Raw genomic sequence first — 16,552 nt, 5'->3', positions numbered from 1 at the left:
GTTGCTCGCGAAGGCCGCGCCTCGGTTTATTTGCCGAGCGGAATTTTAGGCGCCCAAGTCAGCCATTCATCTTCGAACTTGTCGAACAACGGAAAGGTTTGCTGTGGGCGTGCGGCATTGCCCATGCGCTCGCCGTCTGGCGTTGCGAAGGCGATGCCGCCGGCGACGAGGGTTTCCAGGGATTCGGTGCGAACCGTCGCCCCTTTGAACAAGCCGAAATCGAGTCCAAAACCGCTGGTGTTCCAGAAGCGACTGCCACCACGCACCAGCGGCGCGTATTTGGGCTCGATCAGGATGTGAATCAGCACCCGGTCGGCGGTCTGGCCCAGCTCGTAGCCGGTGACTTTGCCGACAGTGACTTCGCGGTAAGTGACCGGGACGCCCTCTTTCAACGAGCCACGGCGTGCAGCGCTGAGTACCAGGCTCAGGCCTGCCTCTTGGTGAACAGCCTCCGGCGGCTTGTCCAATGCGACGAAGCTTTTTTGCGGCCCCAGGTTTTTCGCGGCGGGCAGCACTTCGATGTATTGGCCGGTCACCAGGGTTTCCAGGTTCGAGGTTTTCATCAGGCCCAGCTCAGGCTTGACCACCCAGAACTGGCTGCCTGCGCGCGCGATCCGATCGGCCACTTGGGTAATACGCGCGCTGAGCAGCACGGATTGCATGTCGGCGCTGAGGTCGACGTGCTCGATCTTGCCCACATCCAGGCCTTTGAAACGCACGGGCGTGCCCGGGCGCAAACCGTCGGCGCGATCGACCTTGATGGTCACGAGGGTGCCATGTTGATTGGCCGCTTCACGATCAGCAAACAGACGGAAACGCGGGATGCGTTTTTTCAGCGGCACATTCGGTTCCGGCGTTTCGAAGGCGATACCACCGGCCATCAGGCTGGCGAGGGATTCACTCTTAACCTGGATGCCGCCGGTGAGGCCGCCGGTCAGCGTGACGCCGCTGGCATTCCAGAAACGCGTCGAGCCGTTGACCAGGTTCTCGTATTCCTTCTCGATGTGGACGCCGATCACCAGTTGTTTGTTCTTGCGCGAGAACTGGTAGCTCTGCACCGAACCCACTTTGACCTGCTTGTAGAGGATCGGGCTACCGACATCCAGGGAGCCGAGGTTGTCCGTGAACAGCACCATGTGCAGGCCTGGGGAACGCAGGTCCAACGGGGGCGCTTTGGCACGCGCGACGAACTCGCGTTGTGGCGCGCTGCCTTTATCGCCGGGGCGAATGGCGATGTAGTTACCTTTGACCAAGGCTTCCAGGCCCGTGATACCCGCCAGGGAGATGGACGGCTTGACCACCCAGAACTGGGTGTCCTGTACCAGGTAATCTTCGGCGAGCGGATCGAGGGTCAGCTCGGCGTTGGCACTGGAGAGGTCCGGGTCAATCTTCAGGGTTTTCAGGCTACCGACCTGGATGCCTTTGTACATGACCGGAGTACGCCCGGCTTGCAGGCCCTCGAAGTCAGTGAGTTTAACCTTGACCTTGATGCCGGCTGCGGCAGCGTCGAAGTCTTCGTAGAGGCGGAAGGGCAAACTCGGGTCGGTGGGTGGGCTGTCCTTGCGATTCTCGGGTGTGGCGAACGCGATACCGCCGGCGACGATGCTGGAGAGGGATTCGCTGCGCACTTTAACGCCGGAGAGGTTCGCGTCGATGCTGATGCCGCTGGCGTTCCAGAAACGTGTGTGTTTGCGCACCAGATTGGCGTAGGTCGGCTCAATGTAGACCTTGATCTCGACAGTGCTCTGGTCTTCGGACAGCAGGTAGCTTTTGACCTGACCGACCTGGATCTGCTTGTAGAACACCGGACTGCCACGGTTGAGCGAACCCAGGCGATCGGCCTTGATGGTCAGGTGGAGGCCGGGCTTGGCGTCTGACAAAGGCGGCTCTTCGGAGAGCGCCTTGAATTTGCGGGTGGGCTCACCGTCGCCAGGGCTGGCGGCAATGTAGTTACCCGAGACCAGGGTTTCCAGGCCCGTGATGCCGGCGAGGCTGACGCTGGGTTTGACCAGCCAGAAACGGGTGTTGGTCTTAAGGTATTGCTCGACATCCTTGTTCATCTCAATGGTGGCGATCACACCGCGATTGCTACCCTCGTCGTCCAGAGCCAGCGTCTTTACCTTGCCCACGGTCATGCCTTTGTAGACCACTTCGGTCTTGTTGACCTGGATGCCCTCGCCGCTTTCAAAGCGGACCTGGATCTCAATGCCTTGCTGGGAATAGGCGCGCCACCCCAACCAGCCGCCAATGATCAGCGCAACCAATGGCAACACCCAGATGGCCGACCAATTGGAAGCTGGGCGGGTTTTAGCTTTTGGCAAATCACTCATGGTCGTCGTCCGACTCCGTGTTGTCCCAAATCAGTCGGGGATCAAAAGTTACTGCGGCAAGCATCGTCAAGATCACCACACTGGCGAATGCTGCAGCGCCAAGATTGGCCTCGACACTGGCAAGTCGCCCAAAGTTAACAACCGCTACCAGGATGGCGATCACGAAGATATCCAGCATGGACCAGCGGCCAATGAATTCGATAAAGCGGTACATAATGATGCGTTGCTGCGCGGACAGCGGTTGGTGGCGCTGCACCGAGAACAGCAACAGGCCAATGCCTACCAGTTTGAATGTCGGTACCAGGATGCTGGCGATAAACACCACGGCAGCGATGGGAAACATACCGTGCTGCACCAACTGAATCACCCCCGCCATGATGGTACTGGGGTCGCCCTGGCCAAGGGAGTTGACGGTCATGATTGGCAACAAATTAGCGGGAATATACAAGATCGCCGCAGTGATCAGTAACGCCCAGGTACGCATGAGGCTGTTGGGGCGACGGGCATGGATCAGTGCACCGCAACGCGTGCAGAGCTGCTCATCGGTGTCGGCCTCTTGCTTGTTCAACTCGTGGCATTCGGTACAAATCAGAATGCCTGCATCAATCGCCCGCATGATCATCCTCTCCTGCCAATGCCTGCCAGATCTGGTGGGGCGACATCACCACCTCAAGCAGAACCTGAACGATTAATAGACTGACGAAGCAGATCAGCCCCAGGCCAATCGTGATAGAAGCCATGTCGGCGAGCTTAACGATCGCGACAAGTACCCCCATCAAGTAGACCTCCAACATTCCCCAATCCTTCAAGTGATGGTAAATGCGATAGAGCAACAGCCCATAACTGCGCCCGATCTTCCAGCGAATGCTAAGTAGCACCGCTAATTGGCAGAGCAACTTGAGCAGGGGAATGCCCATGCTGCACAGGAACACGACAGCCGCCACACCTTGCATACCGGTATCGAACAGGCCGACGACGCCACTCCACACGGTGTCCTCTGACGATTGCCCAAGTAGATTGAGCTGCATGATCGGTAAAAAGTTCGCGGGGATGTACAGCAACAACGCGGCTATTACCAAGGCGAGGCTTCGTTCAACGACGTTGTGGCGATGAGCGTAGAGCTCGTAGCCGCAGCGTGGGCATTGAGCCTTTTCGCCCAGGGCGAGCGTTGGCTTGCGCATCAGCAAGTCACACTCATGGCATGCCACCAGATCATCCAGTGGTAAATCCGACACCTCGGGGGTATCAACCGGATCGGGCATAAATAGGGCTCGGATTCTAAAAAAGGTTAGGTGCCTATTCTAATGGTCTGGTTCAGAAATAACTGTGCAAATTTGTCGGGCAGGATTGAGCGACCTATCGAAAAACACGCGGGGCGATGGTGCAGGTGAGGCAGCGTGCGTACAGGTCAGCACATTGTGGATGCCTATAGCCCTTTGCACTTTTCGACCGCCCAAAACAAAACCCCTGTCTGCGTTAGCAAACAGGGGTTCTGGAATTTAATCTTGACGATGACCTACTCTCACATGGGGAAACCCCACACTACCATCGGCGATGCATCGTTTCACTACTGAGTTCGGGATGGGATCAGGTGGTTCCAATGCTCTATGGTCGTCAAGAAATTCGGGTACTGAGTCGTGACCAGTTGGCCTCGCTTCAGCAAATTGGGTATGTGACAGCTTTCGGTGTTTTGTGAAATTCGAACTTTCGGTTCTATCGTCTTCACACACCGCAATCTGATGCTTCTGCTTGTTTCCAAGTCAGGAGTAGTCAAATTGCTTGGGTGTTATATGGTCAAGCCTCACGGGCAATTAGTATTGGTTAGCTCAACGCCTCACAGCGCTTACACACCCAACCTATCAACGTCGTAGTCTTCGACGGCCCTTCAGGGGACTCAAGGTCCCAGTGAGATCTCATCTTGAGGCTAGTTTCCCGCTTAGATGCTTTCAGCGGTTATCTATTCCGAACATAGCTACCCGGCAATGCCACTGGCGTGACAACCGGAACACCAGAGGTTCGTCCACTCCGGTCCTCTCGTACTAGGAGCAGCCCCTCTCAAATCTCAAACGTCCACGGCAGATAGGGACCGAACTGTCTCACGACGTTCTAAACCCAGCTCGCGTACCACTTTAAATGGCGAACAGCCATACCCTTGGGACCGGCTTCAGCCCCAGGATGTGATGAGCCGACATCGAGGTGCCAAACACCGCCGTCGATATGAACTCTTGGGCGGTATCAGCCTGTTATCCCCGGAGTACCTTTTATCCGTTGAGCGATGGCCCTTCCATACAGAACCACCGGATCACTAAGACCTACTTTCGTACCTGCTCGACGTGTCTGTCTCGCAGTCAAGCGCGCTTTTGCCTTTATACTCTACGACCGATTTCCGACCGGTCTGAGCGCACCTTCGTACTCCTCCGTTACTCTTTAGGAGGAGACCGCCCCAGTCAAACTACCCACCATACACTGTCCTCGATCCGGATAACGGACCTGAGTTAGAACCTCAAAGTTGCCAGGGTGGTATTTCAAGGTTGGCTCCACGCGAACTGGCGTCCACGCTTCAAAGCCTCCCACCTATCCTACACAAGCAAATTCAAAGTCCAGTGCAAAGCTATAGTAAAGGTTCACGGGGTCTTTCCGTCTAGCCGCGGATACACTGCATCTTCACAGCGATTTCAATTTCACTGAGTCTCGGGTGGAGACAGCGCCGCCATCGTTACGCCATTCGTGCAGGTCGGAACTTACCCGACAAGGAATTTCGCTACCTTAGGACCGTTATAGTTACGGCCGCCGTTTACCGGGGCTTCGATCAAGAGCTTCGCGTTAGCTAACCCCATCAATTAACCTTCCGGCACCGGGCAGGCGTCACACCCTATACGTCCACTTTCGTGTTTGCAGAGTGCTGTGTTTTTAATAAACAGTCGCAGCGGCCTGGTATCTTCGACCGGCATGAGCTTACGGAGCAAGTCCTTCACCCTCACCGGCGCACCTTCTCCCGAAGTTACGGTGCCATTTTGCCTAGTTCCTTCACCCGAGTTCTCTCAAGCGCCTTGGTATTCTCTACCCAACCACCTGTGTCGGTTTGGGGTACGGTTCCTGGTTACCTGAAGCTTAGAAGCTTTTCTTGGAAGCATGGCATCAACCACTTCGTCATCTAAAAGATAACTCGTCATCAGCTCTCGGCCTTAGAATCCCGGATTTACCTAAGATTCCAGCCTACCACCTTAAACTTGGACAACCAACGCCAAGCTGGCCTAGCCTTCTCCGTCCCTCCATCGCAATAACCAGAAGTACAGGAATATTAACCTGTTTTCCATCGACTACGCTTTTCAGCCTCGCCTTAGGGACCGACTAACCCTGCGTCGATTAACGTTGCGCAGGAAACCTTGGTCTTTCGGCGTGGGTGTTTTTCACACCCATTGTCGTTACTCATGTCAGCATTCGCACTTCTGATACCTCCAGCAAGCTTCTCAACTCACCTTCACAGGCTTACAGAACGCTCCTCTACCGCATCACTTACGTGATACCCGTAGCTTCGGTGTATGGTTTGAGCCCCGTTACATCTTCCGCGCAGGCCGACTCGACTAGTGAGCTATTACGCTTTCTTTAAAGGGTGGCTGCTTCTAAGCCAACCTCCTAGCTGTCTAAGCCTTCCCACATCGTTTCCCACTTAACCATAACTTTGGGACCTTAGCTGACGGTCTGGGTTGTTTCCCTTTTCACGACGGACGTTAGCACCCGCCGTGTGTCTCCCATGCTCGGCACTTGTAGGTATTCGGAGTTTGCATCGGTTTGGTAAGTCGGGATGACCCCCTAGCCGAAACAGTGCTCTACCCCCTACAGTGATACATGAGGCGCTACCTAAATAGCTTTCGAGGAGAACCAGCTATCTCCGAGCTTGATTAGCCTTTCACTCCGATCCACAGGTCATCCGCTAACTTTTCAACGGTAGTCGGTTCGGTCCTCCAGTTAGTGTTACCCAACCTTCAACCTGCCCATGGATAGATCGCCCGGTTTCGGGTCTATTCCCAGCGACTAGACGCCCTATTAAGACTCGCTTTCGCTACGCCTCCCCTATTCGGTTAAGCTCGCCACTGAAAATAAGTCGCTGACCCATTATACAAAAGGTACGCAGTCACAGAACAAAGTCTGCTCCCACTGCTTGTACGCATACGGTTTCAGGATCTATTTCACTCCCCTCTCCGGGGTTCTTTTCGCCTTTCCCTCACGGTACTAGTTCACTATCGGTCAGTCAGTAGTATTTAGCCTTGGAGGATGGTCCCCCCATATTCAGACAAAGTTTCTCGTGCTCCGTCCTACTCGATTTCATGACTAAGAGATTTTCGCGTACAGGGCTATCACCCACTATGGCCGCACTTTCCAGAGCGTTCCGCTAATCTCAAAGCCACTTAAGGGCTAGTCCCCGTTCGCTCGCCACTACTAAGGGAATCTCGGTTGATTTCTTTTCCTCAGGGTACTTAGATGTTTCAGTTCCCCTGGTTCGCCTCTTACGCCTATGTATTCAGCGTAAGATAACCATCTTATGATGGCTGGGTTCCCCCATTCAGACATCTCCGGATCAAAGTCTGTTTGCCGACTCCCCGAAGCTTTTCGCAGGCTACCACGTCTTTCATCGCCTCTGACTGCCAAGGCATCCACCGTATGCGCTTCTTCACTTGACCATATAACCCCAAGCAATCTGGTTATACTGTGAAGACAACATTCGCCGAAAATTCGATAATACTCAATTACGAGTAACTCACAAATTTTACCTTAGCCTGATCCGTTACCAGTGAAAGTAACGTTCAGTCTATCTTTCTATCACATACCCAAATTTTTAAAGAACGATCTAATCAAAGACTAGAAATCAACATTCACCATCATCACAATGGAATGCTCATTTCTAAGCTTTCGAAACTTCAGAAGCAGTAGTGGTGGAGCCAAACGGGATCGAACCGTTGACCTCCTGCGTGCAAGGCAGGCGCTCTCCCAGCTGAGCTATGGCCCCGTATTTCTACAGGCGTTTCCCACACAAAATTGGTGGGTCTGGGCAGATTCGAACTGCCGACCTCACCCTTATCAGGGGTGCGCTCTAACCAACTGAGCTACAGACCCAATTTCGGGCTGCTTCTTATCGTCTTCTTCAATGAATCAAGCAATTCGTGTGGGAACTTATGGAGCAGCTGATGTCGTCGATTAAGGAGGTGATCCAGCCGCAGGTTCCCCTACGGCTACCTTGTTACGACTTCACCCCAGTCATGAATCACACCGTGGTAACCGTCCTCCCGAAGGTTAGACTAGCTACTTCTGGTGCAACCCACTCCCATGGTGTGACGGGCGGTGTGTACAAGGCCCGGGAACGTATTCACCGCGACATTCTGATTCGCGATTACTAGCGATTCCGACTTCACGCAGTCGAGTTGCAGACTGCGATCCGGACTACGATCGGTTTTGTGGGATTAGCTCCACCTCGCGGCTTGGCAACCCTCTGTACCGACCATTGTAGCACGTGTGTAGCCCAGGCCGTAAGGGCCATGATGACTTGACGTCATCCCCACCTTCCTCCGGTTTGTCACCGGCAGTCTCCTTAGAGTGCCCACCATTACGTGCTGGTAACTAAGGACAAGGGTTGCGCTCGTTACGGGACTTAACCCAACATCTCACGACACGAGCTGACGACAGCCATGCAGCACCTGTCTCAATGTTCCCGAAGGCACCAATCTATCTCTAGAAAGTTCATTGGATGTCAAGGCCTGGTAAGGTTCTTCGCGTTGCTTCGAATTAAACCACATGCTCCACCGCTTGTGCGGGCCCCCGTCAATTCATTTGAGTTTTAACCTTGCGGCCGTACTCCCCAGGCGGTCAACTTAATGCGTTAGCTGCGCCACTAAGAGCTCAAGGCTCCCAACGGCTAGTTGACATCGTTTACGGCGTGGACTACCAGGGTATCTAATCCTGTTTGCTCCCCACGCTTTCGCACCTCAGTGTCAGTATTAGTCCAGGTGGTCGCCTTCGCCACTGGTGTTCCTTCCTATATCTACGCATTTCACCGCTACACAGGAAATTCCACCACCCTCTACCATACTCTAGTCAGTCAGTTTTGAATGCAGTTCCCAGGTTGAGCCCGGGGATTTCACATCCAACTTAACAAACCACCTACGCGCGCTTTACGCCCAGTAATTCCGATTAACGCTTGCACCCTCTGTATTACCGCGGCTGCTGGCACAGAGTTAGCCGGTGCTTATTCTGTCGGTAACGTCAAAACACTAACGTATTAGGTTAATGCCCTTCCTCCCAACTTAAAGTGCTTTACAATCCGAAGACCTTCTTCACACACGCGGCATGGCTGGATCAGGCTTTCGCCCATTGTCCAATATTCCCCACTGCTGCCTCCCGTAGGAGTCTGGACCGTGTCTCAGTTCCAGTGTGACTGATCATCCTCTCAGACCAGTTACGGATCGTCGCCTTGGTGAGCCATTACCTCACCAACTAGCTAATCCGACCTAGGCTCATCTGATAGCGCAAGGCCCGAAGGTCCCCTGCTTTCTCCCGTAGGACGTATGCGGTATTAGCGTCCGTTTCCGAACGTTATCCCCCACTACCAGGCAGATTCCTAGGCTTTACTCACCCGTCCGCCGCTCTCAAGAGAAGCAAGCTTCTCTCTACCGCTCGACTTGCATGTGTTAGGCCTGCCGCCAGCGTTCAATCTGAGCCATGATCAAACTCTTCAGTTCAAACATCTTTGGGTTTTTAAGAAACCCTAAACTTGGCTCAGCAATCGTTGGTTACATCTTTGATTTCTCGCGGAGTAACTTGTGATGCTGATAATCTTGTTGACTATCAGTCTGACTCCACAAGCACCCACACGAATTGCTTGATTCAGTTGTTAAAGAGCGGTTGGTTAAGATCTTTCGTCTCAACCGAGGCGCGCATTCTACAGCAGCCTCATTTGCTGTCAAGTGATTATTTTCAGAAGTTTTCAAGGAATTCCTCAACAACTTCAACCACTTGCGCTTCCGATCTCTCGTTAGCGGGAGGCGAATTCTACAGCGTTACACGCTGCTGTCAACACCTCTTTTTCTCCGCTTTCGACCGAGAGGATCGAAACGTTAATAGAGCCAAACAACACTGCTCTACCAACTCCTTCTGGGCTTCGATGACCTGAAGCAACTCGCTGTCGAATGTCGCATAACTCTTTGTTTACCAAGGAGTTTTCCGTTTCGACTGCGCCGGAAGTGGGGCGAATTATAGACGTCCAGAATCTGCCGTCAACACCTTTTTCATATTTCTGTCATATCGATCAACAAGGCCCACAACGCAAAAGCCGGCCCCAAGGGGCCGGCTCTTAATTACAACACCTTACAAACTAGGAAACGCAAATTGCGATGCTTCATGGCTGGCCCGTTGCGGCCAACGCTGGGTAATCGCCTTGCGACGGGTATAGAAACGCACCCCATCCGGCCCATAGGCATGCAAGTCGCCAAACAACGACCGCTTCCAGCCACCAAAGCTGTGATACGCCACGGGCACCGGCAGTGGCACGTTAACACCGACCATGCCCACTTCAATCTCGTCACAGAACAGGCGTGCCGCCTCGCCGTCACGGGTGAAGATGCAGGTGCCGTTGCCATACTCGTGATCGTTGATCAGTTGCATCGCCGCTTCCAGGCTATCAACTCGAACCACACACAACACCGGCCCAAAGATCTCTTCTTTATAGATGCGCATCTCAGGGGTCACACGGTCAAACAGACTGCCGCCCAGGAAGAAGCCCTCTTCATGCCCGGCAACACTCAGGCCACGACCGTCCACCACCAGCTCGGCACCCGCCGCCACACCGTCTTCTATATAGCCACTGACTTTGTCCCGTGCCTGGCCAGTCACCAACGGTCCCATATCCAGGCCACACGAAGTGCCCGCACCGATCTTCAGGGCCTTGACCTGCGGCACCAGCTTGGCAATCAACGCATCCGCCACCTGGTCACCCACGCAAACGGCAACCGAGATCGCCATACAGCGCTCACCGCAGGAACCATACGCCGCGCCCATCAGGGCGCTCACGGCGTTATCCAGATCCGCATCCGGCATCAGCACTGCGTGGTTCTTCGCCCCACCCAGTGCCTGCACGCGTTTGCCGCGTTTGGTCGCTTCGGAGTAGATGTATTCGGCGATCGGCGTCGACCCTACAAAGCTCAGCGCCTTGACTTCCGGCGCTTCGATCAGCGCATCCACCGCGCCCTTGTCACCGTGCACCACGCTCAGCACGCCTTTGGGCAGACCCGCTTCCTGCAGCAGTTGTGCAATCAGCAGCGTCGAACTTGGATCACGCTCCGATGGTTTCAGGATGAAACAGTTGCCGCACACGATCGCCAGCGGGTACATCCACAAGGGCACCATCGCCGGGAAGTTGAACGGGGTAATACCAGCCACTACGCCCAACGGCTGGAAATCCGACCACGCATCGATGTTCGGCCCCACGTTACGGCTGTATTCGCCCTTGAGAATCTCCGGCGCCGAACAGGCGTACTCCACGTTCTCGATCCCGCGTTTCAATTCGCCCGCAGCGTCTTCCAAGGTCTTGCCATGCTCTTCGCTGATCAACTGCGAGATACGTGCTTCGTTCTGCTCCAGCAATTGCTTGAAACGAAACATCACCTGAGCGCGCTTGGCCGGTGGGGTATTGCGCCAGGCCGGGAAGGCCGCCTTGGCCGAGTCGATTGCACGTTGAATGGTTTCGCGGCTGGCCAACGGCACTTGGTGAATCACCTGGCCGGTGGACGGGTTATACACATCGGCAGTGCGACCGGACTCACTGACCAACTGGCCGTTGATCAAATGCTGGATAAGACTCATGCAGGGCTCCTGAAAAGTTGTTCTATATAGAAGGAGAAATCAGTCGATCTTGTTCAGCACTTCGCCGACCGCATCGAACAGGCGATCCAGGTCCTGCGGCTTGCTGTTGAAGGTTGGCCCGAACTGCAGGGTGTCACCGCCAAAGCGCACGTAGAAACCGGCTTTCCACAAGGCCATACCCGCCTCAAATGGACGCACGATGGCATCACCGTCACGCGGGGCAATCTGGATCGCGCCGGCCAGGCCGTAGTTGCGAATATCGATCACGTTCTTGCTGCCCTTCAAACCGTGCAGCGCATTCTCAAAGTGCGGGGCAACCTCGGCGACGCTCTGCACCAGGTTTTCTTTCTGCAACAGGTCCAATGCCGCCAGGCCAGCGGCGCAAGCCACCGGGTGCGCCGAGTAGGTATAACCGTGGGGGAATTCCACCGCGTATTCCGGCGTCGCCTGGTTCATGAAGGTCTGGTAGATCTCGCTGCTGGCAATCACCGCGCCCATCGGGATCGCGCCGTTGGTGACTTGCTTGGCGATGCACATCAGGTCCGGGGTCACGCCAAAGCTGTCGGCACCGAACATCGAGCCGGTACGGCCGAAACCGGTGATGACTTCATCGAACACCAGCAGGATGTTGTGCTGGTCGCAGATCTCACGCAGACGTTTGAGATAGCCTTGCGGCGGCACCAGCACGCCCGCGGAGCCGGCCATCGGCTCGACAAACACCGCCGCGATATTCGACGCGTCGTGCAACTCGATCAGTTTGAGCAGCTCATCGGCCAAGGCGATACCGCCCTGCTCCGGCATGCCACGGGAGAAGGCATTGCTCGCCAGCAAGGTGTGAGGCAGGTGGTCAACATCCATCAAGCCTTGACCAAACAGCTTACGGTTACCGTTGACGCCGCCCAGGCTGGTACCGGCAATGTTCACACCGTGATAACCACGGGCGCGGCCGATCATTTTGGTCTTGGTCGCCTGGCCCTTCAGGCGCCAGTAAGCACGTACCATCTTCACTGCGGTATCGGCGCACTCGGAACCGGAATCGGTGAAGAACACGTGGTTCAGGTTGCCTGGGGTCAGATCGGTAATCTTTTCCGCCAGTTGGAATGACAACGGATGACCGTATTGGAAGCCTGGGGAGTAATCCAGCGTGCCCAATTGTTTGGATACAGCTGCCTGGATTTCCTTGCGGGTATGCCCGGCGCCGCACGTCCACAGGCCCGACAATGAGTCGTACACCTTGCGCCCCTTGTCATCGGTCAACCAGCTGCCTTCGGCGGCCACGATCAGGCGCGGGTCACGCTGGAAGTTACGGTTGGCGGTGTAGGGCATCCAGTGAGCATCCAACTTCAGTTGGCTGGCCAGGGACGAAGGGGCGTTTTCGGGCATGTTCATCAGCAAAACCTCGCAAGGCAAAAGGCAGCGTCGGGATTGAAAAGCGTTCTTGCAGCTAAATTGCCACGGGGATAAAGTCGGTGAAATCCAACTCTTCTAACCTTCAGTCAGGCCTTCACTAAACTATGAGCAGCCGTCGATCCGACCCTCTGGCCCAAGTCAGCGACTTCGATATACGCCTGTTGCGCATCTTCCGCAGCGTGGTGGAGTGCGGTGGTTTCTCGGCGGCGGAAACCGTACTGGGTATCGGCCGCTCGGCCATCAGCCAGCAAATGAGCGACCTGGAGCAACGCCTCGGATTAAGGCTGTGCCAACGCGGGCGCGCCGGGTTCTCCCTGACCGAAGAAGGCCGCGAGGTGTATCAATCGGCCCTGCAGCTATTAAGCGCCCTGGAAAGTTTTCGCACTGAGGTGAACGGTCTGCACCAGCACTTGCGCGGCGAATTGATCATCGGCCTCACCGACAACCTCGTCACCCTGCCCCATATGCGCATCACACATGCCCTGGCGCAATTGAAGGAACGCGGCCCCGACGTGCAAATCCAGATCCGCATGATCGCCCCCAACGAAGTCGAGCAAGGTGTACTCGACGGTCGCCTGCATGTCGGTGTGGTGCCTCAGGCCAGCGCCTTGTCAGGCCTCGAATACCAACCGCTGTACAGCGAGCGTTCGCTGCTCTACTGCGCGGTCGGCCACCCATTGTTTTATGCCGACGACAAGCAACTGGACGACACCCGTATCGACAGCCAGGACGCCATCGCCCCAACCTTCCGTCTGCCTGCCGAGATCCAGGCCCATTACCAGGCACTCAACTGCACCGCCAGCGCCTCGGACCGCGAAGGCATGGCTTTCCTGATCCTCACCGGTCGCTATATCGGCTACTTGCCCGACCACTACGCCAGCCTTTGGGTGCAACAAGGCCGACTGCGTGCGCTGAAACCGGCTACACGCTTTTATGATTTAAGCCTCGCATCGGTCACGCGCAAGGGGCGGCGCCCTCATTTGGTGCTGGAAAGCTTTCTCGAGAGTTTGGCGGCAACGCGCTAACCCGGGCCTTTTGCTAAAAGCTGAGCAACTGGACAGCTTTTTGCAAGGGAGCCAGGACCTAGAACCGTCCGCCTCGAGTTTGCCCGCCATGCCACCAGAATCCTCCAGCCCCAGCGACCTGATCTACGGCCTCAACGATCGCCCCAAACCGATCCCCGCCCTACTGGCAGCCTTGCAACATGTGCTGGCTGCCTTCGTTGGCATCATCACTCCACCGCTGATCATCGGCTCCACCCTGGGCCTCACCGCTCACCTGCCCTACTTGATCAGCATGGCGTTGATGGTTTCCGGCGTAGGAACGTTCATCCAGGCGCGTAGACCTTTTGGCATCGGTGCCGGGATGATCTGCCTGCAAGGCACCAGCTTTGCGTTTCTCGGCGCGGTGTTGTCGGCGGGGTTCCTGGTCAAGCAACGTGGCGGTAGCCCGGAGGACATCATGGCGATGATCTTCGGCGTGTGCTTCTTCGGCGCGGCCGTACAAATCGTGCTGAGCCGGTTTATCGGGCAACTGCGTCGAGTCATCACGCCATTGGTGACCGGCATCGTCATCACCTTGATCGGTATCAGCCTGATCAAAGTGGGCATCACCGACCTTGGCGGGGGTTTCAATGCCCCCGACTTCGGCGCGCCCACCAACCTGGCGCTGGGTCTGTTCGTGGTGCTGACCATCATCCTGCTGAACCGCTCGAACACCCCGTGGGTGCGCCTCTCGGCGATCATCATCGGCCTGGCCCTCGGCAGCCTCGCGGCGTGGTTCAGTGGCAAACTGGTGCCGCAAGCCTTGCCCGACCTGCCGCTGGTTAGCCTGCCGATACCGTTTCGCTTCGGTTTCAATTTCGACTGGAGCGCCTTCCTGCCCATCGCGCTGATTTATCTGATCAGCAGCATCGAAACCGTCGGCGACCTCACCGCAAATTGTATGATCGCTCGCCAGCCTATCAGCGGCCCGTCTTATATAAGCCGGCTCAAAGGCGGCGTACTCGGCGATGGCGTCAGTTGCATGATCGCGGCCACTTTCAGCGCCTTTCCGAATACGACCTTCGCGCAGAACAACGGCGTGATTCAACTCACCGGCGTGGCCAGCCGTTACGTTGGTTTATACATCGGCGTGGTGCTGTGTTGCCTCGGGCTGTTTCCGCTGATTGGCGCCGTGCTGCAGCAAATTCCCAAGCCGGTATTGGGCGGCGCGACCCTGGTGATGTTCGGCAGCGTGGCCGCCGCCGGTGTGCGCATCCTCGCCCAGGCACCGCTGGACCGGCGCAGCATGCTGATCATTGCCACCTCATTTGGCGTCGGCCTGGGCATTGCCGCACAACCGAACCTGCTGCATTTGATGCCGCCTTTGGTGCAAAACCTGTTCGACTCAGCCATCACCAGCGGGGGCCTGACCGCCATCGTGTTGTGCCTGTTATTGCCCGAAGCCAAAGCGGCGCGCATTGCCGCAAACCACGCCCCGGAAAGCGACACGCTGGAACCGCTTTGACGGTTTTATTGCATCGGGACTTGTCTGAGGCTTGAGGGTGGGTTATCTGTGCACACGTCGTCTCAATCGATCAGCACGGAAACCTCCATGAGCCTCGAAGTTCCTGCCCACAGCAACCACGCCGGTAAACCCGCCAGCCGCATTCGGCAAAAGAATGAACAAGCAATTCTCCAGGCTGCTGAAGACGAGTTCGCGCGCCATGGCTACAAAGGCACCAGCATGAACACCATTGCCTCGAGTGCCGGGCTGCCCAAGGCTAATTTGCACTATTACTTCACCAACAAACTCGGCCTGTACATCGCGGTGCTGAGCAATATCCTTGAATTGTGGGACAGCACGTTCAACGCGCTCACCGCCGAGGACGACCCGGCCGTGGCGCTCACCCGCTACATCCGCACCAAAATGGAATTTTCCCGGCGCCACCCGCAAGCCTCGCGAATTTTCGCCATGGAAATCATCAGTGGCGGCGAATGCCTCACCGAATATTTCAGCCAGGACTACCGCGCCTGGTTCAGTGGCCGGGCGGCAGTGTTCCAGGCCTGGATCGACGCCGGCAAGATGGACCCCATCGACCCCGTGCACCTGATCTTCCTGTTGTGGGGCAGCACCCAGCACTACGCCGACTTCGCCACCCAGATCTGCCGCGTCACCGGGCGTACCAAGCTGACCAAGCAAGACATGGAAGACGCGGGCACCAACCTGATCCACATCATTCTCAAAGGCTGTGGCATCAAGCCGGCCCTATAAACGAAGCGATTTATGCCTTTCACGCTCACAGGCCTTTGCGAATTTCGTGAAGAAATACGCAAAAGCCGCTTTATCACCCTGGCGGCGCCCATTACCAGCCCGCAAGACGCCCAGGCGTTTTTTGAGCTGCACAGTGACCTGAACGCCACGCACAACTGCTGGGCCTGGAAACTGGCCGACCAGTACCGCAGCAATGACGATGGTGAGCCCGGCGGTACTGCCGGTCGACCGATTCTGGCGGCCATCGAAGCCCAGGGGTTTGATCAAGTCGCGGTGCTGGTGATCCGCTGGTACGGCGGCATCCAACTGGGCACCGGCGGCCTGGCCCGCGCCTACGGCGGCGGCGCAAACAAATGCCTGCAGACTGCCGACCGCATCGAGTTGATCAGCCGCGTACCGCTGAGTTGCGCCTGCGGTTTTTCCGAATTGAACCTGGTGAAACTGCGCGTTGCCGAACTGGGCGGGCTGGTGACGGAAGAAACCTTCACCGCCAACGGCGTCGAGTTACAGCTTGCACTGGGCGAAGCACACATCGCTACGCTGCAGACTCAACTCGCCGACCTGAGCCGTGGGCGTATCCTGCTGGAACGCTGAAACTGCCCACATCTACTGTGCACCCGCCTGTGGATAACCTGAGCACATCCGCCTGTAACCCTTCTGTCACAAGGCGTTGCGGGCGCTGTTCACTTTTTGTCCAATGAGAC

General features: G+C 56.3%; 9 protein-coding genes, 2 tRNA genes and 3 rRNA genes. 4 read left to right on the top strand and 10 right to left on the bottom strand.

From position 1 onward, the window contains the following. Nucleotides 1–26: 26 nt before the first annotated feature. The 10 genes from CPH89_RS13790 to CPH89_RS13740 form a co-directional block, all read right to left on the bottom strand. A complete protein-coding gene (locus CPH89_RS13790; RefSeq protein ID WP_053254202.1) occupies nt 27–2,330 on the bottom strand; it encodes a PqiB family protein in 2,304 nt (767 codons plus the stop codon). After that, nucleotides 2,323–2,946 (bottom strand): paraquat-inducible protein A, encoded by a 624-nt coding sequence (locus tag CPH89_RS13785; RefSeq protein ID WP_053254201.1) that lies wholly within the window; start codon nt 2,944–2,946, stop codon nt 2,323–2,325. The genes CPH89_RS13790 and CPH89_RS13785 overlap by 8 nt, the downstream gene beginning before the upstream one ends. Further along, nucleotides 2,933–3,592, bottom strand: a complete 660-nt coding sequence (locus tag CPH89_RS13780; protein ID WP_053254200.1) for a paraquat-inducible protein A — start codon at nt 3,590–3,592, stop codon at nt 2,933–2,935. The genes CPH89_RS13785 and CPH89_RS13780 overlap by 14 nt, the downstream gene beginning before the upstream one ends. Before the next feature lie 241 nt (nt 3,593–3,833). Further along, nucleotides 3,834–3,949 (bottom strand): 5S ribosomal RNA (gene rrf / locus CPH89_RS13775). Nucleotides 3,950–4,120: 171 nt separating this feature from the next. Continuing rightward, nucleotides 4,121–7,012, bottom strand: a 23S ribosomal RNA gene (locus tag CPH89_RS13770). 250 nt (nt 7,013–7,262) lie between these two features. Next, nucleotides 7,263–7,338: transfer RNA gene (locus tag CPH89_RS13765), tRNA-Ala, on the bottom strand. Between the two features lie 30 nt (nt 7,339–7,368). After that, a tRNA-Ile gene (locus tag CPH89_RS13760) sits at nt 7,369–7,445 on the bottom strand. Nucleotides 7,446–7,527: 82 nt separating this feature from the next. Next, a 16S ribosomal RNA gene (locus CPH89_RS13755) occupies nt 7,528–9,064 on the bottom strand. Together the 16S, 23S and 5S rRNA genes with 2 tRNA genes alongside form the textbook arrangement of a ribosomal RNA operon. A 625-nt stretch (nt 9,065–9,689) precedes the next feature. After that, complete coding sequence (locus tag CPH89_RS13745; RefSeq protein WP_053254187.1) at nt 9,690–11,183, bottom strand: CoA-acylating methylmalonate-semialdehyde dehydrogenase; 1,494 nt, start codon at nt 11,181–11,183, stop codon at nt 9,690–9,692. A 39-nt stretch (nt 11,184–11,222) separates the two neighbouring features. After that, a complete protein-coding gene (locus CPH89_RS13740; RefSeq protein WP_053254186.1) occupies nt 11,223–12,572 on the bottom strand; it encodes an omega-aminotransferase AptA in 1,350 nt (449 codons plus the stop codon). 125 nt (nt 12,573–12,697) lie between these two features. On the opposite strand from CPH89_RS13740, the gene CPH89_RS13735 reads away from it, so the two are divergent. From CPH89_RS13735 to CPH89_RS13720, 4 genes are all read left to right on the top strand, one after another. Further along, on the top strand, nt 12,698–13,618 hold the full coding sequence (locus CPH89_RS13735; protein ID WP_053254185.1) for a LysR family transcriptional regulator: 921 nt from the start codon (nt 12,698–12,700) through the stop codon (nt 13,616–13,618). An 88-nt stretch (nt 13,619–13,706) separates the two neighbouring features. Further along, the gene (locus tag CPH89_RS13730) at nt 13,707–15,101 is read left to right on the top strand and encodes a uracil-xanthine permease family protein (RefSeq protein ID WP_053254184.1); all 1,395 of its coding nucleotides are present in this window, start codon (nt 13,707–13,709) and stop codon (nt 15,099–15,101) included. 87 nt (nt 15,102–15,188) lie between these two features. Then, entirely contained in the window at nt 15,189–15,848 is a 660-nt protein-coding gene (locus CPH89_RS13725; RefSeq protein ID WP_053254183.1) for a TetR/AcrR family transcriptional regulator, read from the top strand. 12 nt (nt 15,849–15,860) lie between these two features. Further along, the gene (locus CPH89_RS13720) at nt 15,861–16,442 is read left to right on the top strand and encodes an IMPACT family protein (RefSeq protein WP_053254182.1); all 582 of its coding nucleotides are present in this window, start codon (nt 15,861–15,863) and stop codon (nt 16,440–16,442) included. Nucleotides 16,443–16,552: the final 110 nt, after the last annotated feature.

Origin of the sequence: Pseudomonas fluorescens, assembly GCF_900215245.1 — a bacterium.
GTDB classification, from domain to species: Bacteria; Pseudomonadota; Gammaproteobacteria; order Pseudomonadales; family Pseudomonadaceae; genus Aquipseudomonas; species Aquipseudomonas fluorescens.
The sequence above is the reverse complement of the archived record's forward strand: the minus strand, read 5'-3'. Positions and strand labels throughout refer to the sequence as shown.

Coding starts and splice junctions, on each gene's coding strand:
- CPH89_RS13790 (WP_053254202.1), bottom strand. CDS start 2,330: ATGAGTGATTTGCCAAAAGCTAAAACCCGCCCAGCTTCCAATTGGTCG.
- CPH89_RS13725 (WP_053254183.1), top strand. CDS start 15,189: ATGAGCCTCGAAGTTCCTGCCCACAGCAACCACGCCGGTAAACCCGCC.
- CPH89_RS13720 (WP_053254182.1), top strand. CDS start 15,861: ATGCCTTTCACGCTCACAGGCCTTTGCGAATTTCGTGAAGAAATACGC.
- CPH89_RS13740 (WP_053254186.1), bottom strand. CDS start 12,572: ATGAACATGCCCGAAAACGCCCCTTCGTCCCTGGCCAGCCAACTGAAG.
- CPH89_RS13785 (WP_053254201.1), bottom strand. CDS start 2,946: ATGCGGGCGATTGATGCAGGCATTCTGATTTGTACCGAATGCCACGAG.
- CPH89_RS13735 (WP_053254185.1), top strand. CDS start 12,698: ATGAGCAGCCGTCGATCCGACCCTCTGGCCCAAGTCAGCGACTTCGAT.
- CPH89_RS13730 (WP_053254184.1), top strand. CDS start 13,707: ATGCCACCAGAATCCTCCAGCCCCAGCGACCTGATCTACGGCCTCAAC.
- CPH89_RS13780 (WP_053254200.1), bottom strand. CDS start 3,592: ATGCCCGATCCGGTTGATACCCCCGAGGTGTCGGATTTACCACTGGAT.
- CPH89_RS13745 (WP_053254187.1), bottom strand. CDS start 11,183: ATGAGTCTTATCCAGCATTTGATCAACGGCCAGTTGGTCAGTGAGTCC.